The sequence below is a fragment of the Micromonospora sp. TSRI0369 genome (assembly GCF_001905625.1).
Classification (GTDB): Bacteria; Actinomycetota; Actinomycetes; order Mycobacteriales; family Micromonosporaceae; genus Micromonospora; species Micromonospora echinospora_A.
Window position 1 is genome coordinate 74,786 of sequence record NZ_LIVU01000006.1, and the last position, 21,915, is coordinate 96,700.

Genomic DNA, 21,915 nt, shown 5'->3' on the forward strand with positions numbered 1-21,915 from the left:
AGCCTGCCGGGAACGGCGGCACGACGACTGTCCTGGCCGGAAGTGGTGCGACTGCCAGCACCGTACCCCCGAACCCACTCCTCCGGTCACCGGTCCGGCCGGCGAATGAGCGTCGGAACCCCGATCGAACGGATCTGGCCCGCACCCGTCACCGGCGCGCTGACCGATCCGGAACTCACCGCGCTCTACGGCCGGGCGACCCGCCCGCATCTGCGGGTCAACTTCGTCGCCAGCGCCGACGGCGCGGTCACTCTGGACGGCTACTCCGCCGGGCTCTCCGGCGAGCCCGACAAGCGGGTCTTCGGGCTGCTGCGGATGCTCTGCGACGCTCTCGTGGTGGCCGCCGGCACGCTGCGCCACGAGGGCTACCGGGCGCTCCGGCTGAGCCCGGAACGCCGGGCCTGGCGCCGCGAACGAGGGCTGGCCGAGTTCCCGACGCTCGTGGTCGTCTCCGGCTCGCTCGACCTCGACCCGGCCCAGGCCGCGTTCGCCGACGCCCCGGTCCCGCCGGTGGTGCTCACGCACGCCGACGCCGTACCGCCGCCCGGCCTCACCGACGTCGCCGACCTGGTCCGCTGCGGCACCGGCCGGGTCGACCTCGCTGCCGGCCTGGCCGAGCTGCGCCGCCGCGGGCTGGACCAGGTGCTCTGCGAGGGCGGCCCGCACCTGTTCGGCGCGCTCACCGCCGCCGACCTCGTCGACGAGTTGTGCCTGACCGTGGCGCCCCTGCTCGCCGGCGCCGGCCCGGGCCGGATCAGCGCCGGGGACGCCAGCCCACCCCGCCACCTGCCGCTGCGCCACGTGCTGGCGGCCGCCGACGGGGTGCTCATGCTGCGGTACGCCCGCGACCCCGCCGACCCCACACCCGCCGGAGCCGCCCCCGCCGCCTGAGCCGCTCCCGGCTCCCGGCTCCCGGCTCCCGGCTCCCGGCTCCCGGCTCCCGGCTCCCGGCTCCCGAGATCTTGGTACCAAACGGCCCCCATGAGGGCGCTCTCGTACCAAGATCTCCGAGCTTCCCGGAGCGCGGGACGTGGGTCTCGACATTTGGGGCGGCTCTCGCGCCGAGCGACGATCTTTGGCGACTTGTCGCTCACAGCGGACCGAAACTCGCCAAGCAGCCGGGGGTGCGCGGGCGAGTGGAACGTCATGGGTGTCAAAAGCGCGCGGAGACACCCATGGCGTTCCACCGAGCCGGCCGGGCCGAGGGCCGGAGACAGCGCCGGAGCGGGCGGAATCGTACGCACCGTGGCCGGGCGGATCCGGGCGGCTACCGTTCGGCGCACGGCCGGCGTGGCGTCCGCCGCGTCGCGTGGCAACCTGTCGCATCCCTCGGGCAGGATGCACGACGTGCACCGCCAACGGTACGACCAGCCGACCGGAGACCGCCGATGACCGACGACCAGCTCGACGGGCCCGGCGAGGGTGTCGGCCGGGTGCTCGGCACCGCCGACGCCACCCCGCTCACCTTCTGGACGGCTGTCGCGCCGGGCAGCTACCTGCAGCTGGACGACGTGGTGGTGACCCGCCGCGACCTGCCCGACCGGGAGCCGGTGACGATCGCCGGGGTGGTGACCCAGGTGCGCGCCCGGCACGAGGGGGCGCAGTTCGACTCCGACGTCTTCGCCATCGCCGACGGCACGCTGCCGGCGCAGGTGCAGGAGGCCGCCGAGGTCACCACCACCCGCGTCGACCCGGAGTTCTACGTGCCGCCAACGCCGGGCGCGGTGGTGCACCGGGCCGAGGGTGACGCGCGGGCGCGGGCGCTGCACTTCGACCGGATGGAACGGCGGATCCCGATGGGGATGGGCCGCGACGGCGTGCCGGTCTACCTCAACGCCGACTTCCTCGACGGCACCCGGGGCGCGCACATCTCGATCTCCGGGATCTCCGGTGTCGCCACCAAGACGAGCTTCGCCACGTTCCTGCTCTACTCGGTGTTCCGCTCCGGCGTGCTGGGCGGCGACGCGGTGAACGCCAAGGCGCTGATCTTCAACGTCAAGGGCGAGGACCTGCTCTTCCTCGACCACCCGAACAGCCGGCTCGACGACCCGACGCGGGCGGCGTACGCGAGGCTGGGGCTGGACGCCGGCGCGTTCCCGGACGTGCGGGTGTACGCCCCGCCGCGGGTGGGCGACTCCTCCGGCACGCCCGATGTGAGCAGCCGGCTCACCGGCGTGGACAGCTTCTACTGGACGCTGTCCGAGTTCTGCGCCGACCGGCTCCTGCCGTACGTGTTCGCCGACGCCGACGACGAGCGCCAGCAGTACACGATGGTGGTCCACTCGGTCGCCGCGCACCTGGCCCGCTACGCCCAGCCCGCCGACGGCGGGGTGAGCATCGACGGGGTGCGGCTCGGCTCGTACGCCGATCTGGTCGACCACGTGGTCGAGCAGCTCAACGACGACGAGACGCGCGGCGAGTGGGCCGGCAGCGCGGTCGGGCTGGGCACCGTGAACGCGTTCGCCCGCCGGCTCATCGGCAGCAAGAAGGACCTGGGCCGGCTGATCCGGGGCGATCTGGCGACCCGCCGCCCGCACTCGATCAACACGGCGGAGAGCGCCCAGGTCACCGTGGTCGACCTGCACAACCTGCCGGATCGCGCGCAGCGGTTCGTGGTCGGCGTGACGCTCAAGAGCGAGTTCGAGCGCAAGGAGAAGGCCGGCACCGCCAAGCCGCTGCTGTTCGTCGTGCTGGACGAGCTGAACAAGTACGCGCCGCGGGAGGGCTCGTCCCCGATCAAGGAGGTGCTGCTCGACATCGCCGAGCGGGGCCGTTCGCTGGGCGTGATCCTGGTCGGCGCGCAGCAGACCGCCAGCGAGGTGGAACGCCGGATCGTCACCAACTCGGCGATCCGGGTGGTGGGCCGGCTCGACCCGGCCGAGGCGTCCCGCCCGGAGTACGGCTTCCTGCCGCCCGCCCAGCGGCAGCGGGCGCTGCTGGCCAAGCCGGGCACGATGTTCGTCAACCAGCCGGACATCCCGGTGCCGCTCTGCCTGGAGTTCCCGTTCCCGGCGTGGGCCACCCGGGTCTCGGAGGCGGGCCGCGCGCCCTCGGAGACGCTACGGTCGATCACTCAGGCCGCCGATCCGTTCGCGGTGGTCGGCTCCGGCTCCTCCGACGACGACATCCCGTTCTAGGCGGCACCCAGATGAAGATCCTGCACACCTCCGACTGGCACGTCGGCAAGGTCCTCAAGGGGCAGTCCCGGGCCGAGGAGCACAAGCAGGTCCTCGCCCAGGTGATCGAGATCGCCCAGCGCGAACGCCCCGACCTGGTCATCGTGGCCGGTGACCTCTACGACACCGCCGCGCCCACCCCGGAGGCGACGCGCCTCGTCACCCGGGCGCTCACCGCGTTGCGGCGTACCGGTGCCGACGTGGTGGCGATCGGCGGCAACCACGACAACGGCGCGGCGCTGGACGCGCTGCGCCCGTGGGCCGAGGCGGCCGGGATCACGCTGCGCGGCAGCGTCCGGGAGAACCCGGACGAGCACGTCGTCGACGGGGTCACCGCCGGCGGGGAGCGCTGGCGGCTCGCCGCGCTGCCGTTCCTGTCCCAGCGGTACGCGGTGCGCGCGGTGGAGATGTACACGCTCACCCCGGCCGAGGCCAACCAGACGTACGCCGACCACCTGGGCCGGGTGCTGGACCGGCTCGCCGAGGGGTTCACCGAGCCGGACCGGGTGCACCTGGTCACCGCGCACCTCACTGTGGTCGGCGCGAGCACCGGCGGCGGTGAGCGGGACGCGCACACGGTGCTCGGGTACGCGGTCCCGGCCACTGTCTTCCCCGGCAACGCGCACTACGTGGCGCTGGGTCACCTGCACCGCTCGCAGCGGGTCATCGGCCCCTGCCCGATCCGCTACAGCGGCAGCCCGCTGGCTGTCGACTTCGGCGAGCAGGAGAACGTCAGCTCGGTGACGATCGTGGAGGTCACCGCCACCACCGCCGCCCGCATCCGGGAGGTGCCGGTGCCGGGCGCGGTGCCGCTGCGCACGGTACGCGGCACGCTCGCGCAGCTCGCCGAGATCGAGCCGCCGGAGGGGTGGCTACGCGTCTACGTCCGGGAGCAGCCCCGGGCCGGGCTGCGCGAGGAGGTGCAGGAGATGCTGCCCCGGGCGCTGGAGATCCGGATCGACCCGGAGATGGTGCCCGCGCCGGGCAGCGGGACACGTACCGCCCAGCGGGCCGGGCGGTCGCCGGGCGAGTTGTTCGGCGACTACCTGGACAGCCGCGGGCACGCCGACGAGGGTGTCCGGGAGCTCTTCGACGAGTTGCTGGAGGAGGTGGAGCACTGATGCGGCCGATGCGGCTGGACATGGCCGGGTTCACGGTGTTCCGCGACGAGACGACAGTCGACTTCACCGACGCCGACTTCTTCGCGCTGGTCGGGCCGACCGGCTCGGGCAAGTCGACGGTGCTCGACGCGATCTGCTTCGCCCTCTACGGCACGGTGCCGCGCTGGGGCGGCACGCGCGGGCTGGCGAACGCGCTGGCGCCGTCGGCGACCGAGGCGCGGGTCCGGCTGGTCTTCGAGTCCGCCGGGGACCGCTACGTGGCGACCCGGGTGGTGCGCCGGGACGGGCGGGGCACCGTTAAGACGGCGAACGCCGGTCTCCAGCTCATGCCGCCGGGGTTCGACGTCACCAAGCTCGACACCGGGCTCAGCCCGGAGGATCTGGGCGAGGTGGTGGCCGGCACCCCGGCCGAGATGGAGCAGGCGGTGCTCGACGCGGTCGGGTTGCCGTACGAGCAGTTCACCTCCTGCGTGGTGCTGCCGCAGGGGCAGTTCGCCGACTTCCTGCACGCGAAGCCGGCCACCCGGCAGCAGATCCTGGTGAACCTGCTCGGGCTGGGCGTCTACGAGTCGGTGCAGAAGAAGGCCGTCGAGCGGGCCGGGCAGGCCGAGGCGAAGCTGGAGACCGTTGACAAGATGCTCGGCGGGCTCGCCGACGTGGACGACGAGAGCCTGGCCGCCGCCCGGGAGCGCGTGGACGCGATGCGGGAACTGGCCGATGCGGTCGCTGCCGCCGTACCCGAGTGGGAGCAGGCCCGGGCGACGGCGGGTGAGCGGGCCGCGGCGCTGGCCGCTCTCGACGCCGAGCTGGGCGTGCTGGCCGGGGTCCGGCCGCCGGACGGCACGGCCGAGCTGGCGCGGGCGGTGGCGGCGGCCCGGGTGGCCGCCGACGAGGCGGCGGGCGCGGTCGGGCTGGCCGAGGAGCGCGAGGAGAAGCTGCGCGGGGAGCTGGCCGCCGCCGGTGACGAGAGCGCGCTGCGGCTGCACCTGAAGGCGTACGCGGACCGGGACCGGCTGACCGCGGAGGCGGCGACGGTCCGCGCGGCGGTGGACGCGGCGCGCACCGAGCACGACGCCGCGGTGGCGGCGCTGGCGGCGGCGGGCGCGGACGCGCAGCGGGCCGAGGCGCAGCTGGAGGCGGCGTTCCGCGCGCACGAGGAGGCGAAGGCCGCCGACCAGGCGGTGGCGCTGCGGGCGCACCTGGTCGACGGCGCGCCCTGCCCGGTGTGCGAGCAGACGGTCACCGCCGTGCCGGCGGTGCCGAAGGGCTCGGCGGTGAGCCGGGCGATCGAGGCGGGCAAGTCGGCGCGGGCGGCGAGCGAGGCGGCCAAGCGGGTGGTGCAGGAACGCGACGCCGCCGCGCGCGAGCTGGACCGGGTGCTGCTGCGCGCCCGCACCCAGCACGATCAGCTCGGCGCGCGCCTGGCGGAGCTGGACGGGCAGCTCGCGGACGCGCCCGCGCCGGAGCGGCTGCGGGAGTCGCTGGCCGAGCACGCCCGGCTGCGCGCCGCCTTGGAGGAGGCGGCGGGCGCGGTGCGGGCCGGCCGGGAGGCGGCCCGGCGGGCGCGGGGCGCGCTCGACACCGCGCAGGATCGGCTGCGCCGGGCCTGGCGTGACTTCGACGCGGTACGCGACGGGCTGGCCCGGTTCGGGCCGCCGGCCGCCGACCGGGACGACGTGGCGGCGGCGTGGGCGGCGCTGGCCGGCTGGGCGGACGAGCAGGCGCGGGCGCGGCGCGCGGACCGCGACGGGCTGGCCGGCTCGGTGGACACGGCGCAGCGGGCCGCGGCCGAGGTCGCCGGCCGGATCGCCGCGCTGTTCACCGCGGCCGGGCTGGACGCGCCGCAGGACGCGCCGCGCGACGCTGCGGTGGCGGTGGAGCGGGCCGAGGCGGAGTTGCGCCGCCTGGACGAACGCCGCGAGCAGGCAGCCGGCCTGCGGGAGCAGCGGGCCGGGCACGAGCACGAGGCGCGGGTGGCGCGGGCGCTCGCCTCGCACCTGCGGGCCAACAACTTCGAGCGCTGGCTGCTCACCGAGGCGCTGGACCTGCTCGTCGACGGCGCGTCGCGGATCCTGCGGGAGCTGTCCGGCGGGCAGTACGACCTGGTGCACGACAAGGGCGAGTTCTTCGTGGTCGACCACCACGACGCCGGGCTGCGGCGCGGGGTGCGCACGCTGTCCGGCGGGGAGACGTTCCAGGCGTCGCTGGCGCTGGCGCTGGCGCTGTCCGAGCAGCTCGCCGGCATGTCCACCACCGCCGCCAGCCTGGAGTCGATCGTCCTGGACGAGGGTTTCGGCACGCTGGACGCGGCGACGCTGGACACGGTCGCGGCCACGCTGGAGAACCTGGCCGCCCGGGGCGACCGGATGGTCGGCGTGGTCACCCACGTGCCGGCGCTGGCCGAGCGGATTCCGGTCCGGTTCGAGGTGCGCAAGGACGCGCGGACGGCCCGCGTGGAACGGACCGGCCTGTGACCGGCACGGTCCGGCGGAGCGCCGCGTGACCGGGCCGTCGCCGGCGTTCTTCGTCGACGCGTGGGATCCGGCGTACGGCGCGTCGTTCGAAGCGGCCGGTGGGGCCGGTCCGGCCGCGCCGAGCAGCGCCCAGGTGGACGCCGACGTCGAGCTGCCGGCCACCGACTGGCGGGCGATCGGTCCCCGCGCCGGGGTGCGGTCGCCGGACGTGGTGCTGCTGGTCGACGGGGTACGCCGGATCGACGCCAGCGTCTGGACGGCCGAGGAGGACGGCGGCTCGTTCCCCGGCATCGCCGCCTCGTACGCGGCCGGTGTGGTCCGCTGCGACCTGGACCGGGGCGCCGCCGAGCTGGCCGGCGCCCGGGTCGGCCGGGGGTTGTTCACGGCGAGCCCGTCGGCGCAGGACGTAATCGCCGGGACGGTCCGCTACCCGGTGCACCGGGTCAGCGGCACCGGCGAGCTGAGCAAGCTGCCCGCCGCGGTGCAGGCGCCGCTGACCGCGCTGGAGGTGGCCGTCTCCGACGCGGTACGCACCGACGGCGACCTGCTGGTGGTGGACGGCCCGCTGCGCAGCCGGCGGAACCTGCCGCGCACGCTCGGGTACATCAAGACGCAGCACAGCCAATACCTGGACGGGCGGCTGACAGCAGTGGTGACCGGGCTGGCGCCGGGTGAGCGCTGCCCGGTGTTCCGGCTGGGCACGGCGTGGGGCGGCTGGTCCTGGTACCTGCGTCTGCCGGTGCGCGCCGGCGCGCCGTGGGCCGGGATCGTGCGGGTGGAGTGTTCGGCCGACCTGACAGTGCCGGAGGCGGTCGCGCTGGCCGACCTGTCGCTGGTGACGCTGCCCCGGTTCGCCTCCACCCCGTACAAGGATCCGCGTGCCCCGCAGAACCTGGTGCCGATCGCCGGGCTCGAACGCCGGCTGCGCGGCATGCTCGGCGACGCGCGGCTGCTGCACCGGGTGCTCACCACGGCGGCGCGCGGGATGCGGCGCTGATGGGCCGGCGACGCGACTCCGACCGGGTGGTGGCCGACGTCGACACCGGGCGGGCCGAGCTGGTGCCGGACGTCGACCGCCCGGGCTCGTGGACGCTGCTGCTGGACGGCGCGCCGCAGTCGCATGTGGATCTGACCGACCCGGCTCACCTGGAGTTCGAGTACATCCGGCGGCTCGCCGCCGCGCTGGACCTGGTGGCGCCGGCCGGGGCGCCGCTGCGGGTGCTGCACCTGGGCGGCGGCGCGCTCACCCTGCCCCGGTACGTGCAGGCCACCCGCCCGGGTTCGACGCAGCGGGTGTCCGAGGTGGACGGCGCGCTGGTGGAGCTGGTCCGCCGCGAGCTGCCCTGGCCGTCCGATCCGCGGCTGAAGGTACGGGTGGCCGACGCGCGGGCGACGCTGACGTCGAGCCGCGACGGCGCGTACGACGTGATCGTGGCGGACGTGTTCGCCGGTGCCCGTACCCCGGCGCATCTGACCTCGGTGGAGTACGCCGCCGAGGTGGCTCGGGTGCTGGCGCCCGGCGGCAGCTACCTGGCGAACGTGGCCGACGGCCCGCCGCTGCGGCACGCGAAGGCGCAGGTCGCCACAGTGCGTACCGTGCTGCCCCGGGCCTGCCTGGTCGGCGACGCGGCGGTGCTGCGCGGCCGCCGGTACGGCAACCTGGTGCTGGTGGCGTCCCGGGTGGAGCCGCCGGTGCCGGAGCTGGCCCGGCGGGCGGCCGGCGACTGGTTCCCCGGGCGGGTGCTGGCCGGCGCGGAGCTGGACCGGTTCACCGGGGGCGCGGCGGTGGTCCACGACGCGGACGCCGTCGACTCCACTCCCCCGCCGCCAGGAATTTTTTCCGTCAAACGTTGATCCGATCGGCTGGTCGCTGCGTATCACCGGACGGCCATGCCCGTGGGGGGCCGGCTGATGTCATTGGACAGCGGAGGTCTGCATGCATGCGGTGGCGGCCGGCTGGCACGGCGAAGTGGCGCGGCCCGAGTGGATGTTCGCCCGGGCACAACCACACTCGCGCGCCTCGCGTTCACGCCGGGGGGTCGACGCCCGGCCCGCCGATCGCCAGAATGACCCGGTGCCGCCGCGACCCGCTCCCGGACGCCACCAGGCGACCTCCGCCGAGGCCAGCCACTCCGACCAGCTGATCCGTCTGCTGTACGCGGAGCACGCCGGCCCGCTGCTGATGTTCGTGATGCGGCTGACCGGCGGGGACCGGCAGCGGGCCGAGGACATCGTCCAGGAAACGCTGCTGCGGGCCTGGCGCAACGCGCACCGGCTCGGCGTGCAGGGCCAGGGCTCGTTGCGTCCCTGGCTGGTCACGGTGGCCCGGCGGATCGCCATCGACGAGCACCGCAGCGAGCAGGCCCGCCCGCCGGAGACGTACGACCGGGATCTGACCGCGTTCGCCGAGTCGGACAGCACCGACCGGGTGCTGCGCACGATGACGGTGGCGGACGCGCTGCGTACGCTGAGTCAGTCGCACCGGGAGATCCTGGTGGCGACGTACTTCCGGGGACGCACCGTGCCGGAGGCGGCCGAGGAGCTGGGGCTTCCGCTCGGCACCGCCAAGTCGCGGGTCTACTACGCGCTGCGCGCGCTGCGCACGGCTCTGCAGGAGAGGGGGGTGACCGAATGAGCCGGGCCGATCACATGGACGTCGCCGCGTACGCGCTCGGCGTGCTGGACGCGCAGGACGCGGAGCGGTTCGAGGAGCACCTGGCCACCTGCTGGGCCTGCGCCGCGGAACTGGAGACGATGGTCCCGGTGGTGGGGCTGCTCTCCGGCATAGACGGCGAGGCGATGGCCGCGCTGGAGCAGACGCACACCGATCCGGCGCTGCTGGACCGGACGCTGGTGGCGGTGCGGCGGGACCGCCGTCGTACCCGGGTGCGGCAGTTGCTGGCGACAGCGGCGGCAGTGGTGGTGTTCGGCGGCCTGAGCGGGGTCGCCGCCGGGATGCTCGGCGACGAGCCGGCGCCGACGCCGCAGGCCGGGCCGACGCAGACGGCGCCGACCGCGGCGCCGAGCGGCGAGCCGGGCAACCCGAACGATCCGGGCGTCGGCGGGGAGAAGCCGATCGAGGGCGACCAGCACAACGCCACCGACGCGGGCACCGGCGTGCAGACCACCATGTGGCTGGCGCGCAAGGAGTACGGCACACAGGTCTCGGTGCAGCTGAGCCGCCTGCCCGGGCCGCGTGTCTGCCGGCTGGTGGTGGTGCGCAAGAACGCCACGAGCGAGGTCATCTCCACCTGGTCGGTGCCGGCCGGCGGGTACGGCACGAACCAGAACCAGCTTCCGCTGGAGCTGACCGCGTCCACCTCCGCCCCGGTGCGCGACATCGACAAGCTTCAGGTGCAGTCGGTCGACGCGAACGGGGTGGCGAGTCCGCTGGTGACGGTGGACGACATCTGATCCGGTACGACGACGGCGCCGGGCGGCTGGACCGCCCGGCGCCGTCGTGTCGTGTCCGGGCCGACGGACCCCCTCGTGCTGACGCACGCGCCAGAACGGCTATCGGTTCAATCAGCCCACTGTGAAATGTGCCACCGTTTCGACTTCAACCTTGACAGTGCTGCGCCCGTACTACTCGGCGAACTGCCAAGAACGAGGAGGGCACGTGGCACACCACAAGCGGACGACCGTCATCGTCGCGAGCGCGATGGTCGCACTTACGGCCTGCGCCCCCGCAGGCTACAACGGGGCGAACTCGAGCGCGGCCGAGCCGGTCGCCGTCGCCGCGGCCGAACCCACCGCGGCGGCCGAGCCGGAGGCGTCGGCGGCTCCCGAGGAGGAGCCGGTAGCGGACAAGGCGCCCCCGGCCAACGTGAAGATCACCGACGAGCTGGTCGGCAAGAAGCTGCCCCGGATGGGTCGCGTCGTCACCGACCAGGACGGCTGGGTGCTGTACCGGTTCGACAAGGACTCCGACGACCCGCCGCAGTCCAACTGCGTGGACAAGTGCGCCGAGGTCTGGCCGCCGTCGCTCACCGACGGCAACCCGAAGCTGCGTGGCGTCTCCGACGACAAGGTCGGCACCATCACCCGCCAGGACGGCACGCGGCAGCTCACCATCGGCGGCTGGCCCGTCTACCGCTACATCGGCGACAAGAAGCCGGGCCAGTGGAAGGGCCAGGGCGTCGGCGGCACCTGGTTCGTGGTCGACCCCAACGGCAAGAAGAACCTGACCTGCCTGCCGACCGGCACGCCCAAGGCGGTCGCGCCGCCCGCGGCGGGCAGCTCGAACAGCTCCGGCGGCGGGTCGGACTACTCGTACTGACGTACCAGGTCACGGTGACCGGTCGCCGCCGGGGAGGGCGCGGCCGGTCGCCGTCGTGGACCCGGGAGGCGGGGCGCACCGGCATCGCCCCGCCTCCCGGCACGGCGTGTCCGCCGTCACGCCCGGGCCGCGTGGCAGAGTGACCGGGTGACCTCGCCCGCCGCCCGCCGCACGCTGCGCCCCCCGGCCGGCTACCGGCTGGCCGCGTCGGTGCGGGCGCTCACGTTCAGCCCGTACGACCCGTGCGCGCGGATCGCCGCCAGCACGTTCTGGTGGGCCACCCGCACCCCGGACGGCCCGGCCACGCTGGCGCTGCGCCCGGAAACCGGCGAGCTGACCGCCGAGGGGTACGGCCCGGGCGCCGACTGGGTGGTCGAGCGGGCCGACCGGATCGCCGGGCTGTGCGACGACCTGACCGGGTTCGCCTCGCTCGCCGCCGCGCACCCGCTGGTGGCCCGCCTCGCCCACACCCACCACGGGCTGCGGATGCCCGCCACCGGGCAGGTCTTCCCCCGGCTGCTGCGGGCCGTCTTCGAGCAGAAGGTCACCGGCAAGGAGGCGTACCGGGCGTACGCCGCCACGGTGCGGCACTTCCGGGAGCCCGCCCCCGGACCACTGCAACCGCTGCTGCTGCCGCCGGAGCCGGCCGCGGTGGCGGCCACGCCGTACTGGGTGTTCCACCCGTTCGGGGTGGAGCAGCGACGCGCCGACACGCTGCGCCGCGCGGCGGCCGTCGCGGACCGGCTGGAACGCTGCGCCGACTCGGCGGAGGCCACCCGGCGGCTCACCGCGATCTCCGGGATCGGGCCGTGGACCGCCGCCGAGGTGGTGCGGATCGCGTACGGCGACCCGGACGCGGTCAGCGTCGGCGACTACCACGTGCCGAACACCGTGGCCTGGGCGCTGGCCGGTGAGCCGCGCGGCGACGACGCCCGGATGCTGGCGCTGCTGGAGCCGTTCCGGGGGCACCGGGGCCGGGTGTGCGTGCTGCTGGAGGCGGCAGGTGTGCAGGCGCCGAAGTACGGCCCGCGCGCCCCGATCCGCTCCTTCGCCCGCTACTGACCGGGCTCAGCGCCGCCGGCACAGCCGCCGCAGCGTCCGCCCAAGCCACCAGGCGTACGCCCGCTGGAAGCCGAGCACGACCGGCCCGCCGGCCCGCACGTACCAGTGGGCGGGGCGGCTGAACGCGGTCACCTCGAACCAGACGCCGTCGGCGCCCCGGGTGACCAGGAACGCCTCCTCGCCGACCTCCGGATGCCCGGGCAGCGTGCCGTAGCCGAACCCCGCCCGGTCCGGCTCGTCCACCGTCCAGACCACCTCGGTCGGACCCCACAGGCGCACCGGGCCGACACCCAGTCCCGGCGTGACACGTACCCTTGGAGCCGCGCGCGGCGCGTCCGCGCGCATCACCACACCAGCGGCGCGGTGCAGCCGCCAGCCCAGCAGCGCGTCCGCCGCGACCGGGAAGCCGCCGTCCGGCAGCCGGACCCGGTGGCGCAGATGGTGGTAGCCGGCCGGCAGGCCGCCGTCGCGGGTCGCGCCCACCTCGGGGTACGTCAGCTCGGGCACGGCGGCCACCTCCTCGCTCACGGGGAACACCCGCCAGGGTACGGCCGCCCCGGCCTGTGGTGAGCTGAGCCGGTGACCGACGTGACCATCGCCCCCGCCGACGTCGCCGACGCCGGTGAGATCCTCACCGTGCAGCGCGCCGCGTACCTGGTGGAGGCGCAGCGCTACCGGGACGTGTTCCTGCCCCCGCTGACCGAGACGCTGGACGAGGTCCGGGCGGCGCTGGCCGGACCGGACGTGGTGCTCGCCGCGCGGCGCGGCCCCCGCCTGGTCGGCTCGGTACGCGCCCGCGTCGACGGCGACACCGCCCACGTGGGCCGCCTCTCGTCGCGCCGGACCAGCAGGGCCGGGGCGTCGGCGGACGGCTGCTGGACGCGGTCGAGCACGCCTGCGCGGGCCGGGTGACCCGGTTCGCGCTGTTCACCGGCGCGGACAGCGCGGCGAACCTGGCCCTGTACGCGCGCCGCGGCTACCGGGTGGTGGCGCACCGGCCGGACGAGAACGGCAACCGCCTCGCCGTGCTGGAGAAGACGCTCAGTTCCGCTCGCAGCGACGCCTGAGCCCGTCCGCCTCCTGCCGCAGGTAGCGCCGCATCATCGACCCGGCGAGCAACCCGAGCAGGCCGGCCAGCGGACCGGTCTGCACCAGGGCCAGCTCGGCCCGGGTGCGCCCGTCGCCGAGCGCGACGAGGCGATGCTCACCCCGGCTGCGCACGCCCGGGCTCGTGGACTCCCAGACGAAGGAGTACGGCGGCTCGATCTCGGTGACCCGCCACACCGACGGACGCAGGCGCGGCTGCTCCAGCCGCGCGGTCGAGCCGAGCGCCAGCGGACCGGGTTCCAGCCGGCGTGCGGCGGTGACCGAGGGTGTCCACTCCGGCCAGCGCTCCACGTCGGTCTGCACCGCCCAGACCCGGTCGACGTCGGCGGCGATCTCGACGGACTGCACGAACCGCATCAGCGTTCCTCCCCGTGGACGCGTCAGCTCAGGCTACGCCCGCGCCCCGTCTCGCCGCCGCCCCGCGCGCCCGCCTTCGCCCCTCGCACCCTCGCCCGCCTTCGCCCGCCGATCTTGGAGTTGTGGCGCCCAGGATGCCCCTTTGGCGAACTTCGCGAGGTGCCACAACTCCAAGATCGCCGGTTCGCAGGGCCGCGGAGATGCCTGGGCCGGGTGTTCCGCCGCCCGGCCGCGGCCGACCCGGTCCGCTGGTGCGAGGGGCAGGCGGTGCGAGGGGTAGGCGGCGCGGGGGTCAGGCCGCTTCGCGCAGGTCGGCCAGGGTGACCGGGGCGTACCGCTTCAGCAGCCGCTCCAGCTCGGCGACCGAGCCCACCTCGCCGACCACGTTCGCGCCGCCGCCGTGCTCGGGCGGGTAGCGGTGCGCCAGCCGGTACCGGTAGCGGCCACGGATCAGCTCGACGCTGACCCGCCAGCGCCCGCAGCATCCGCAGCTCCACTCCGGCACGCCGCGACGGTAGCTCTGACCTGCGGTTCCACCATCCGGGCGACGGTGACGAACACGTCCTGGCCGGGACACGCCGCCCGGCTCCCGCCGGTGATCTGCCTCACCACTGTCGGTGGCGTCTGGTTGACTGGTCGCCGTGGACCTGCCGATCAACCCTCCGGTCGAGCCGATGCTGGCCAAGAGCGTGGCCGAGCTGCCCACCGATCCCGGTCTGACCTACGAGCCGAAGTGGGACGGCTTCCGCTGCATCGTGTTCCGCGACGGTGACGAGGTCGAGCTGGCCAGCCGGGGCGGCAAGTCGATGACGCGCTACTTCCCCGAGGTGGTGGAGCAGGCACGCCGGCAGCTCCCGCCCAGGTGCGCGGTCGACGGCGAGCTGATCGTGATCCGCCGGGACGGGCCGGGCGGGCACCCCCGGCTCGACTTCGAGCTGCTGGCCCAGCGGATCCATCCGGCCGCCTCCCGGGTGAAGCTGCTGGCCGAGACCACCCCGGCCGACTTCGTCGCGTTCGACCTGCTGGCGATCGACGACGAGCTGCTCACCGGGCAGCCCTATCCGCAGCGCCGCGAGCGGCTGGAGCAGGCGCTGTCCGGGGTACGCCCGCCGGTGCACGTGACCCAGGTGACCACCGACCCGGAGGCGGCCCGCCGCTGGTTCGAGGTGTTCGAGGGCGCCGGCCTGGACGGGCTGATCGTCAAGCCGGCCGACCTGCCGTACGAGCCGGGCAAGCGGCTCATGTTCAAGGTCAAGCACGCGCGCACGATGGACGCGGTGGTGGCGGGCTTCCGCTGGCACAAGTCCGGCCCGGTGGTGGGCTCGCTGCTGCTGGGGCTCTACGACGACCAGGGCGTGCTGCACCACATCGGCGTCAGCTCCTCGTTCACCATGGCCCGCCGCAAGGAGCTGCTGGACGAGCTGGAGCCCTACCGCGAGGTCGGCGGCGAGCACCCGTGGGTGCACGGCGACCACGAGCGCGGCCAGCGCATCCCGGGCGGGGTGAGCCGGTGGACCGGTGGCAAGAACCTGGAGTGGGAGCCGCTGCGTCCCGAGCTGGTGGTCGAGGTGGCGTACGACGCGATGGAGGGCGACCGGCTGCGCCACACCGCCCGGTTCCTGCGCTGGCGCCCCGACCGTGATCCCCGCTCGTGCGGCTACGGCCAGCTCGACCGCCCGATCCGCTACGACGTCGACGAGGTGCTGCGCGGCGATCCGGCGGCGACGGTCGGTGACGCAGTCGGCCGGGCGTAGCCTGGCGGTCGACACGATCATGGAAGGCGCCCACGTGACAGGCTTCCCCGACCGGACCCGCCGGTTCCGGCCCGCCCTCGCCGCGTTCGTCGCGGCGGTGGTGCTCACCGCCGGCTGCACGCTGCCGGCGTTCGCGCCGCGCGCCGAGAGCGAGGGCGAGGCCGCCCCGCCGGGCACGGCCCCACAGTGGCGGGCCTGCCCGGAGGTGCCGAACGAGCTGGTCGGCCGGGGTGCTGCGGACATGCGCTACGACTGCGCCCGCATCGCCGTGCCGCGCAACTGGGGCACCGGGGCGACCACCGGCGCGACCGCCGGGCCGGGCGCGGGCGAGACGTTCGAGATCGCGCTGATCCGGGCCCGTTCGACCAAGCAGCGCGACCGGATCGGTTCGCTGGTGGTCAACCCCGGGGGTCCCGGGGCCTCCGGCGTCGACACCGCCGTCTACCTGTCCTTCGGCCCGGCCTTCGGCGGCCTGCCGACGGCGATCACCGACCGGTTCGACATCGTCGGCTTCGACCCGCGCGGGGTGGCCCGGTCCAGCCCGGTCAAGTGCATCTCCGACTCCGACCTGGACGCCAGCTTCGGCTACGACCCCGACCCGGAGAGCCAGTCGTCGTTCGACGGCTTCGTCGGCCTCAACCGGCGCATCGGCGAGCGGTGCGGCGCGAAGTACGGCGACCAGCTCCCGCTCTACGGCACCGAGCAGGCGGCCCGCGACATGGACGCGGTCCGCGCTGCGGTCGGCGACGACAAGCTGACGTACCTCGGCTACTCCTACGGCACGCTGCTCGGCGCCACCTACGCCCAGCTCTATCCGCAGCGTGTGCGCGCGCTGGTGCTCGACGGCGCGGTGGACCCGCAGCAGAAGCTGATCGCCGGGTCGGAGAGCCAGGCGAAGGGCTTCGAGCGGGCGTTCGACAACTTCTCCCGCTGGTGCGCGGCGAACGCCGGCCGCTGCCCGATCGCCCCGGACGCCCGGGGTGCGGTCACCGACGCGATCGCCAAGGCGAAGACCTCCCCGGTACGCGGGCAGGACGGCCGGGAGGCGACCTCCGGCTGGGTCTTCTACGCGGTGATCTCCTCGCTCTACACCGAGCAGGGCTGGCAGGAACTGGCCCGGGCGATCGACGAGCTGCAGGGCGGCGACCCGGACGCCGTGTTCAAGCTGGCCGACTCGTACGCGGGCCGCGAGCCGGACGGGCACTACTCCAACCTGTTCGACGCCAACCTTGCGGTCAACTGCGCCGACGAGACCGAGAAGCCGACCCGCGAGCAGGTCCGCTCGTTGCAGTCGCAGTGGCGGCAGAAGTACCCGCTGTTCGGTCCCGCCCTGGCGGTGGGGATGCTGGGTTGTGTGGAGTGGCCCGGCGAGCGGGACCCCTATCCGACCGGCCGGGCGAACGGCGCGCCGCCGATCCTGGTGGTCGGCACCACGGGTGACCCGGCGACGCCGTACGAGCAGACGCCCGCCCTGGCCGCGATGCTGGGCGTGGGGCGGGTGCTCACCTGGGAGGGCGAGGGGCACACCGCGTACCCGCAGACGTCGTGCGTGACGTCGGCGGTCGACGCGTACCTGATCTCGCTCACCGTCCCCCGGGAAGGGCTGCGCTGCCCGGCCCGGTGACGGTCCGGCCGGCGGCCGGGAGCCGGACGCCGGCCGGTCGAACGTCGGCGGTCAGCCGGCGGCCGGGGGCGTCCAGTCCTGCGGCACGTGCCCGATGCGGACGCGCTGGGGGTGGTCGCCGACCGGGACGCTCGCGACCTTCTGCCCGGTCGCGAAGTTGATCGCGGTGACCTGGTCCGCGCCGGATTCGGAGATCACGCAGTCCCGGCCGTCCCCGCTGACGGTGGCCCAGTACGGCTTGCTCGCGAGCACGAGCGGCCCCTCGCGCAACGTGGCCCGGTCGAGCACTGTGGCGTAGTCGTCCATGGTCCCGGCGACGCAGATCCGGGTGCCGTCGGGGCTCATCGACAGGCCGTGGTGCCGGGAGTCGTTGACCCAGGTGGTGCGGTCCTCGCTGGTGGCCGGGTTCTTCGGCAGCGTGGCGACGCGGGTGACCCGGTCGGTGGCCACGTCGTACTCGATGACGCCGTTGAAGAAGGACACCTGGAAGTAGAGCCGGCTGCCGTCGGGGGTGAACGCGGCCGGGCGGACCGCGTCGGAGAGGTCGCGGCGGCCGGCGGCGTCGAGGCGGTCCCGCATGTCGATCACCTTGACCACCTGGTAGGTGGTGGTGTCGGCGACGGTGATGCGCCGGTCGCCCTTGGTCCAGTCGAGCCAGGGCGCGTCCAGGTCGGTGTTGACCTCGCCGATGGACATGTTCCACAGGCGGGTGCCGCCGTCGGTGTAGATGTTCTCGTGCGGCTTGTCGCCGGTGCCGAACGAGCCGAGCTGCGCTCCGGTGCGGATGTCCAGCACGTGCACGGTGTTGGAGGTGGAGGCGGAGACCGCGACCCGGGTGCCGTCGGGCGACACGGCCATGTGGTCGGAGCGGTAGCCGGAGACCGGGAACCGCCAGCGCAGCGCGCCGGTGGCGAGGTCGATCGAGACGACGTCGGCGAAGCTGGGCCGGGACACGACTACCGCGCTGCCGTCGGGGGTGGTGTACATGTCGTCGACGAACTGGTCGTGGCCCTCCCCCGGGCCCTGCCGGATGCCGAGGAAGTACGCCAGCTTGATCGGGTTGAGGTAGATCTCGCGCAGCCGCGCGGCGCGGTCCGGGATCACGTTGATCCGGCCGAGCTTGGCGTAGTCGCCGCGGGACCGGATGACGTCGGCGGTGCCGTCCCAGTTGTTGCCGACGAACATCACCTCCTGGAGCGCGACAGCGGCGGCGGCCGGGGCGGGCGCCGTCATCAGCGGGGCCGGGGCGACGAGGGCGAGCGCAGCCAGCACTGCGAGGGCGGCGCGGCGGCGGGATCGGGGCGGGCGGAGTGGCACGGGGGTCATGGACGCCTCCTGGCAGCCGGTACGACATCGACGTTTCTCAGTGGCGCGAACGGTGTTACCTTGCGGCAACAACCAGGAGAGCAACCATCCCGCCGCCGCGGCTAGGGACCGGACGTCAACGCCCGCGCGGCCCGGTTGTGCCGCGACGACAACGGGAGGCGGCGTGACCCGGACCGGGAACGTCCCCACCTTCGGCGCGTTGCTGCGCGACCTGTCCGCCGATCCGGCCGCGGTCGACGAGGTGGCGCGGGCGGCCCGCGCGGACTCCCCCGAGGTGGCCCGGCTACCCGCCGACGAGGTACGCCGCCAGGTCGTCCTGCTGCTGACCAGCGGTCTCGGCGCGCTGGAACGCCACGAGGATCCGGCCGGGCGGGACTTCGCCGAGGCCCGCCGGCTGGGCGCGGACCGGGCCGCGCAGGGCGTCACGGTGGCCGGGCTGCTGCGCGGGGTGCAGGCCGGACGGGACCGGGCGGTGGAACTCGTGGTGCGGCACGGCCGGGCCGCCGGCATCGCCGACGAGGTGCTGCTGGAAGGGCTGCTCACCATCGGCCGGTACGCCGCGGCGGTGGAGCGGGCGGTGGTCGACGGGCACCGCAGCGCCGAGCGGGAACTGGTACGCACCGGCGCGGCGGCCCGAGTGCACCTGCTGCGGCGGCTGCTGCGCGACGGACCCGCCGGTACGCTCCCGGCCGAGCTGACCCGGTTCGGGCTGCGGCCGGACGGGCGCTACCACTGCCTGGTCGCCGCGCCACCCGACCCGGTACGCACGCACGCCCTGCACCGGCAGCTCCTCCGGCACGGTGGGCTGCTCGGCACCGTCGACGACCGGCTCGCCGGGCTGCTCCCGCGGCTGCCCGACGCCGCGCCGGCCGGCCCGCTGACGCTTGTCGCGCCCGCGCAGCCGCTGGAGCGGGCCCCGGCCATGTACGCGCTCTGCCTGGCGGCGCTGGCCACCGCTGCCCACCGGCGGCTGGGCGGCCTGCGGCAGGTCACCGACCTGGCCGGGGAGACCGCGCTGGCCGCCCAGCCGGTCCTGGCCGAGCTGCTGCGTGGCACGCTGCTCGGCGCGCTCGACCCGGCCGACGGCTTCCACCGGGAGCTGGCGGGCACCGCGCTCGCCTGGCTGCACCACGGCCAGCGGCTGGACCAGACGGCCGCCGAGCTGCACGTACACCCGAACACGGTGCGCTACCGGCTGCGGCGGCTGCGGGAGCTGACCGGCGGGCCGCCGGTCGAGGAGGGCGCGCGGTGCACGGTGCCGGAGACCGTGCACTGGTGGTGGGCGCTGCGCAGCTGGCTGGACGGCGGCTGACGCCGCCGCACCTTCTCGACGTCAGACCGGCCGACACCGGCACGAGGCGCTGTGTCAGGCTGGCCGGGTGACCGAGGTGATCTTCCGGGAGGCGGTCCGCGCCGACCTGCCGGCCGTGCTCGCGCTGCTCGCCGACGACGTGCTGGGGCGTACCCGTGACCTGCCCGAGGTGGACGAGGCGTACGAGCGGGCGTTCGCCGACCTCGACGCCGATCCGCGCAACGAGCTGATCGTCGCCGACGACGGCGGGGAGCTGGTCGGCTGCTTCCAGCTCACGTACATCCCCGGGCTGGGGCGGCACGGGGCCGAGCGGTGCCTGATCGAGTCCGTGCGGGTGCGCTCCGATCGGCGCGGCCGTGGGCTGGGCGGGACGATGATGCGCTGGGCGATCGACCGGGCCCGGGAGCGCGGCTGCGCGCTGGTGCAGCTCACCACCGACAAGCAGCGCGCCGACGCGCACCGGTTCTATCGCGACCTGGGCTTCGTGGCCAGCCACGAGGGCATGAAGCTGGCGCTCTGACCGGGCCGCGACCAGGCGCCGGGCCGCCGCGACCAGGCACCGGGCCGCTACCAGGCTCCGGGCCGCCACCCGAAGGCGCGCGGCCCGGTCACCCGGGTCAGTCCTCCGGCGCCAGCCGGCCGTCGCGCAGCGTCAGCGTCCGGTCGGCCATCTCGATCAGCGCCGGATCGTGCGTGGCCACAAGGGCGGTCATCCCCCTGGCGTGCACCACGGCCCGGAGCAGGTCCATGATCGAGCGGCCGGTCTCGGAGTCGAGCTGACCGGTCGGCTCGTCGGCGATCAGCAGGTCCGGCTCGTTCGCCAGCGCCCGGGCCACCGCCACCCGCTGCTGCTGCCCGCCGGACAGCTCGTACGGGCGCTGCGCCGCGTGCCCGCCCAGCCCGACCAGCTCCAGCAGCACCGCCACCCGCTGTTCCCGCTCGGCCGCCGGCACCTTGGCCAGCCGCAACGGCACCCCGACGTTCTCCGCCGCGGACAGGATCGGCACCAGGCCGAACGTCTGGAACACGAACCCGATCGTGCCCCGGCGCAACGCCAGCAGCTCCCGCTCGCCCGCGGCGGTGACCTCGTGCCCGGCCACCCGGATCAGGCCGGCGTCCGGCCGGTCCAGGCCGCCGACCAGGTTCAGCAGCGTGGTCTTGCCGGCGCCGGAGCGGCCCCGCACCGCGACCAGCTCGCCGCGCCGGGCGGTGAAGGAGACGTCCTGTACGGCGTGCACGGCGTGCTCGCCCTTGCCGAAGGTGCGGCTCACCCCCTCGACCTGGACCACGTCCTCCACTGCCGTCGCCGGCAGCACCACTGTCTGGTCGGTCATCACTCACTCTCCTCGGCGTGCGTCCGGTCGCCGGGGCGCACCTCGACGTGGTCGGGTTCCAGGTTGAGCCGGACCCGGTCACGCAGCGACAACGCCTCCACGAACTGCGCCGGCAGCTGCATCCGGCCGGTGCGGTCCAGCACCGCGTACTCCTCGCTGACCATCTCGGTGCCGCCGTCGGCGGTGACGCGCGCGGTCCGGCGTACCTCGGAGGCGGTCCGGCCGTCGCGGATCGCGACGGTACGGCGGACCTGGCCGGCCACGGCGTGGTCGTGGGTGACCACCACGATGGTGACCCCCAGCTCGGCGTTGATGGTGCGCAGCGCGGCGAACACCTCCGCGCCGGTGGCCTCGTCCAGCTCACCCGTCGGCTCGTCGGCGAAGAGGATCTCCGGGTCGTTCGCCACCGCCACGGCGACCGCGCAGCGCTGCTGCTCGCCGCCGCTCATCTGGCCCGGACGGCGGTCCGCGCAGTAGCCGACGCCGACCATGTCCAGCAGCTCGCGGGCCCGCTCCCGCCGCTTGCGCCGCCCGCCGGCCCGCCCGGCCAGCTTCATCGGCAGCTCCACGTTCTCCAGCGCGGTCAGGTACGGCAGCAGGTTGCGGCCGGTCTGCTGCCAGATGAACCCGACCACCTCCCGCCGGTAGGCCAGCCGTCGCTTGTTCGACAGCGACAGCAGGTCGTAGTCGGCGACCCGGGCGATGCCGGCGGTCGGGGTGTCCAGGCCGGACAGGATGTTCAGCAGCGTCGACTTCCCGGAGCCGGACGCGCCGACGATCGCGACCAGCTCACCCCGGTCGATGACCAGGTCGAGGCCCTGCAGGGCGACGACCTCGACGCCCTCGGTCTTGAAGATGCGCACCAGGCCGTCGCAGACGATGTGCCCGCGCAACCGGTCGCGTCCTCCGGCCCGTTGCGCGGCCCGTTCGGCCGCGCGCTGTTGCAGGGACGCCAGATCCGGCACGGACGCCTCGGCGGTCGCGGTCAT

General features: G+C 74.8%; 20 protein-coding genes and 1 pseudogene. 15 read left to right on the top strand and 6 right to left on the bottom strand.

Annotation, left to right across the window (positions count from 1 at the left end):
* Positions 1-105 precede the first annotated feature (105 nt).
* The 10 genes from AMK25_RS21100 (at position 106) to AMK25_RS21145 (ending at position 12,112) form a co-directional block, all read left to right on the top strand.
* Entirely contained in the window at positions 106-891 is a 786-nt protein-coding gene (locus AMK25_RS21100) for a pyrimidine reductase family protein (protein WP_073830128.1), read from the top strand.
* Between the two features lie 497 nt (positions 892-1,388).
* Entirely contained in the window at positions 1,389-3,137 is a 1,749-nt protein-coding gene (locus tag AMK25_RS21105; protein ID WP_073830129.1) for an ATP-binding protein, read from the top strand.
* Between the two features lie 11 nt (positions 3,138-3,148).
* The gene (locus AMK25_RS21110; protein ID WP_073830130.1) at positions 3,149-4,297 is read left to right on the top strand and encodes an exonuclease SbcCD subunit D; all 1,149 of its coding nucleotides are present in this window, start codon (positions 3,149-3,151) and stop codon (positions 4,295-4,297) included.
* Positions 4,297-6,771 carry an AAA family ATPase gene (locus tag AMK25_RS21115; protein ID WP_073830131.1) on the top strand — a complete coding sequence of 825 codons (2,475 nt, stop codon included), beginning with the start codon at positions 4,297-4,299 and terminating at the stop codon, positions 6,769-6,771. Before AMK25_RS21110 ends, AMK25_RS21115 begins: the two co-directional genes overlap by 1 nt.
* A 25-nt stretch (positions 6,772-6,796) precedes the next feature.
* On the top strand, positions 6,797-7,768 hold the full coding sequence (locus AMK25_RS21120; protein WP_073830132.1) for a hypothetical protein: 972 nt from the start codon (positions 6,797-6,799) through the stop codon (positions 7,766-7,768).
* Positions 7,768-8,625: a spermidine synthase gene (locus AMK25_RS21125; RefSeq protein ID WP_073830133.1), complete on the top strand. Its 858-nt coding sequence runs from the start codon at positions 7,768-7,770 to the stop codon at positions 8,623-8,625. The genes AMK25_RS21120 and AMK25_RS21125 overlap by 1 nt, the downstream gene beginning before the upstream one ends.
* A gap of 82 nt (positions 8,626-8,707) precedes the next feature.
* Positions 8,708-9,406: a sigma-70 family RNA polymerase sigma factor gene (locus tag AMK25_RS21130; protein WP_073830134.1), complete on the top strand. Its 699-nt coding sequence runs from the start codon at positions 8,708-8,710 to the stop codon at positions 9,404-9,406.
* Positions 9,403-10,185 (top strand): anti-sigma factor family protein, encoded by a 783-nt coding sequence (locus tag AMK25_RS21135; RefSeq protein ID WP_073830135.1) that lies wholly within the window; start codon positions 9,403-9,405, stop codon positions 10,183-10,185. The genes AMK25_RS21130 and AMK25_RS21135 overlap by 4 nt, the downstream gene beginning before the upstream one ends.
* A gap of 205 nt (positions 10,186-10,390) precedes the next feature.
* Positions 10,391-11,050 (top strand): COG4315 family predicted lipoprotein, encoded by a 660-nt coding sequence (locus AMK25_RS21140; protein ID WP_073830136.1) that lies wholly within the window; start codon positions 10,391-10,393, stop codon positions 11,048-11,050.
* 147 nt (positions 11,051-11,197) lie between these two features.
* Positions 11,198-12,112: a DNA-3-methyladenine glycosylase family protein gene (locus tag AMK25_RS21145; protein WP_073830137.1), complete on the top strand. Its 915-nt coding sequence runs from the start codon at positions 11,198-11,200 to the stop codon at positions 12,110-12,112.
* Positions 12,113-12,118: 6 nt separating this feature from the next.
* Here the strand turns inward: AMK25_RS21145 and AMK25_RS21150 are convergent, their stop codons facing one another.
* The gene (locus AMK25_RS21150; RefSeq protein WP_073830478.1) at positions 12,119-12,640 is read right to left on the bottom strand and encodes a DUF1990 family protein; all 522 of its coding nucleotides are present in this window, start codon (positions 12,638-12,640) and stop codon (positions 12,119-12,121) included.
* Positions 12,641-12,691: 51 nt separating this feature from the next.
* Here AMK25_RS21150 and AMK25_RS21155 point away from each other — a divergent pair.
* Positions 12,692-13,179 (top strand): annotated as a pseudogene (locus AMK25_RS21155) (GNAT family N-acetyltransferase).
* On the opposite strand, the gene AMK25_RS21160 reads toward AMK25_RS21155, so the two are convergent.
* Both AMK25_RS21160 and AMK25_RS21165 read right to left on the bottom strand, forming a co-directional pair.
* Positions 13,154-13,576: an SRPBCC family protein gene (locus tag AMK25_RS21160; protein WP_073830138.1), complete on the bottom strand. Its 423-nt coding sequence runs from the start codon at positions 13,574-13,576 to the stop codon at positions 13,154-13,156. The pseudogene AMK25_RS21155 and the gene AMK25_RS21160 overlap by 26 nt on opposite strands.
* Positions 13,577-13,868: 292 nt before the next feature.
* Positions 13,869-14,081: a hypothetical protein gene (locus tag AMK25_RS21165; RefSeq protein ID WP_073830139.1), complete on the bottom strand. Its 213-nt coding sequence runs from the start codon at positions 14,079-14,081 to the stop codon at positions 13,869-13,871.
* A gap of 136 nt (positions 14,082-14,217) precedes the next feature.
* Between AMK25_RS21165 and AMK25_RS21170 the strand changes: the two genes are divergently transcribed.
* Together AMK25_RS21170 and AMK25_RS21175 are read left to right on the top strand one after the other, a co-directional pair.
* Positions 14,218-15,330 (top strand): ATP-dependent DNA ligase, encoded by a 1,113-nt coding sequence (locus AMK25_RS21170; RefSeq protein WP_073830140.1) that lies wholly within the window; start codon positions 14,218-14,220, stop codon positions 15,328-15,330.
* A gap of 19 nt (positions 15,331-15,349) precedes the next feature.
* Complete coding sequence (locus tag AMK25_RS21175; protein ID WP_073830479.1) at positions 15,350-16,954, top strand: alpha/beta hydrolase; 1,605 nt, start codon at positions 15,350-15,352, stop codon at positions 16,952-16,954.
* A gap of 51 nt (positions 16,955-17,005) precedes the next feature.
* Here the strand turns inward: AMK25_RS21175 and AMK25_RS21180 are convergent, their stop codons facing one another.
* Positions 17,006-18,280, bottom strand: coding sequence for a YncE family protein (locus AMK25_RS21180; protein WP_073830141.1), 1,275 nt, complete (start codon positions 18,278-18,280; stop codon positions 17,006-17,008).
* A 163-nt stretch (positions 18,281-18,443) separates the two neighbouring features.
* Here AMK25_RS21180 and AMK25_RS21185 point away from each other — a divergent pair, with 163 nt between their 5' ends.
* Together AMK25_RS21185 and AMK25_RS21190 are read left to right on the top strand one after the other, a co-directional pair.
* Complete coding sequence (locus tag AMK25_RS21185; RefSeq protein ID WP_073830142.1) at positions 18,444-19,592, top strand: helix-turn-helix domain-containing protein; 1,149 nt, start codon at positions 18,444-18,446, stop codon at positions 19,590-19,592.
* Between the two features lie 67 nt (positions 19,593-19,659).
* A complete protein-coding gene (locus AMK25_RS21190) occupies positions 19,660-20,112 on the top strand; it encodes a GNAT family N-acetyltransferase (protein ID WP_073830143.1) in 453 nt (150 codons plus the stop codon).
* A 97-nt stretch (positions 20,113-20,209) separates the two neighbouring features.
* On the opposite strand, the gene AMK25_RS21195 is transcribed toward AMK25_RS21190, so the two are convergent.
* Entirely contained in the window at positions 20,210-20,926 is a 717-nt protein-coding gene (locus tag AMK25_RS21195; protein ID WP_073830144.1) for an ABC transporter ATP-binding protein, read from the bottom strand.
* The gene (locus tag AMK25_RS21200; protein ID WP_073830145.1) at positions 20,926-21,915 is read right to left on the bottom strand and encodes an ABC transporter ATP-binding protein; all 990 of its coding nucleotides are present in this window, start codon (positions 21,913-21,915) and stop codon (positions 20,926-20,928) included. The genes AMK25_RS21195 and AMK25_RS21200 overlap by 1 nt, the downstream gene beginning before the upstream one ends.

Bases quoted from the DNA above. Each gene is read 5' to 3' on its own strand.
- AMK25_RS21135 (WP_073830135.1), top strand. From the start codon at position 9,403: ATGAGCCGGGCCGATCACATGGACGTCGCCGCGTACGCGCTCGGCGTG.
- AMK25_RS21195 (WP_073830144.1), bottom strand. From the start codon at position 20,926: ATGACCGACCAGACAGTGGTGCTGCCGGCGACGGCAGTGGAGGACGTG.
- AMK25_RS21105 (WP_073830129.1), top strand. From the start codon at position 1,389: ATGACCGACGACCAGCTCGACGGGCCCGGCGAGGGTGTCGGCCGGGTG.
- AMK25_RS21180 (WP_073830141.1), bottom strand. From the start codon at position 18,280: ATGACCCCCGTGCCACTCCGCCCGCCCCGATCCCGCCGCCGCGCCGCC.
- AMK25_RS21130 (WP_073830134.1), top strand. From the start codon at position 8,708: ATGCATGCGGTGGCGGCCGGCTGGCACGGCGAAGTGGCGCGGCCCGAG.
- AMK25_RS21175 (WP_073830479.1), top strand. From the start codon at position 15,350: ATGGAAGGCGCCCACGTGACAGGCTTCCCCGACCGGACCCGCCGGTTC.
- AMK25_RS21160 (WP_073830138.1), bottom strand. From the start codon at position 13,576: ATGCGGTTCGTGCAGTCCGTCGAGATCGCCGCCGACGTCGACCGGGTC.
- AMK25_RS21100 (WP_073830128.1), top strand. From the start codon at position 106: ATGAGCGTCGGAACCCCGATCGAACGGATCTGGCCCGCACCCGTCACC.
- AMK25_RS21125 (WP_073830133.1), top strand. From the start codon at position 7,768: ATGGGCCGGCGACGCGACTCCGACCGGGTGGTGGCCGACGTCGACACC.
- AMK25_RS21115 (WP_073830131.1), top strand. From the start codon at position 4,297: ATGCGGCCGATGCGGCTGGACATGGCCGGGTTCACGGTGTTCCGCGAC.
- AMK25_RS21200 (WP_073830145.1), bottom strand. From the start codon at position 21,915: ATGACCGCGACCGCCGAGGCGTCCGTGCCGGATCTGGCGTCCCTGCAA.
- AMK25_RS21110 (WP_073830130.1), top strand. From the start codon at position 3,149: ATGAAGATCCTGCACACCTCCGACTGGCACGTCGGCAAGGTCCTCAAG.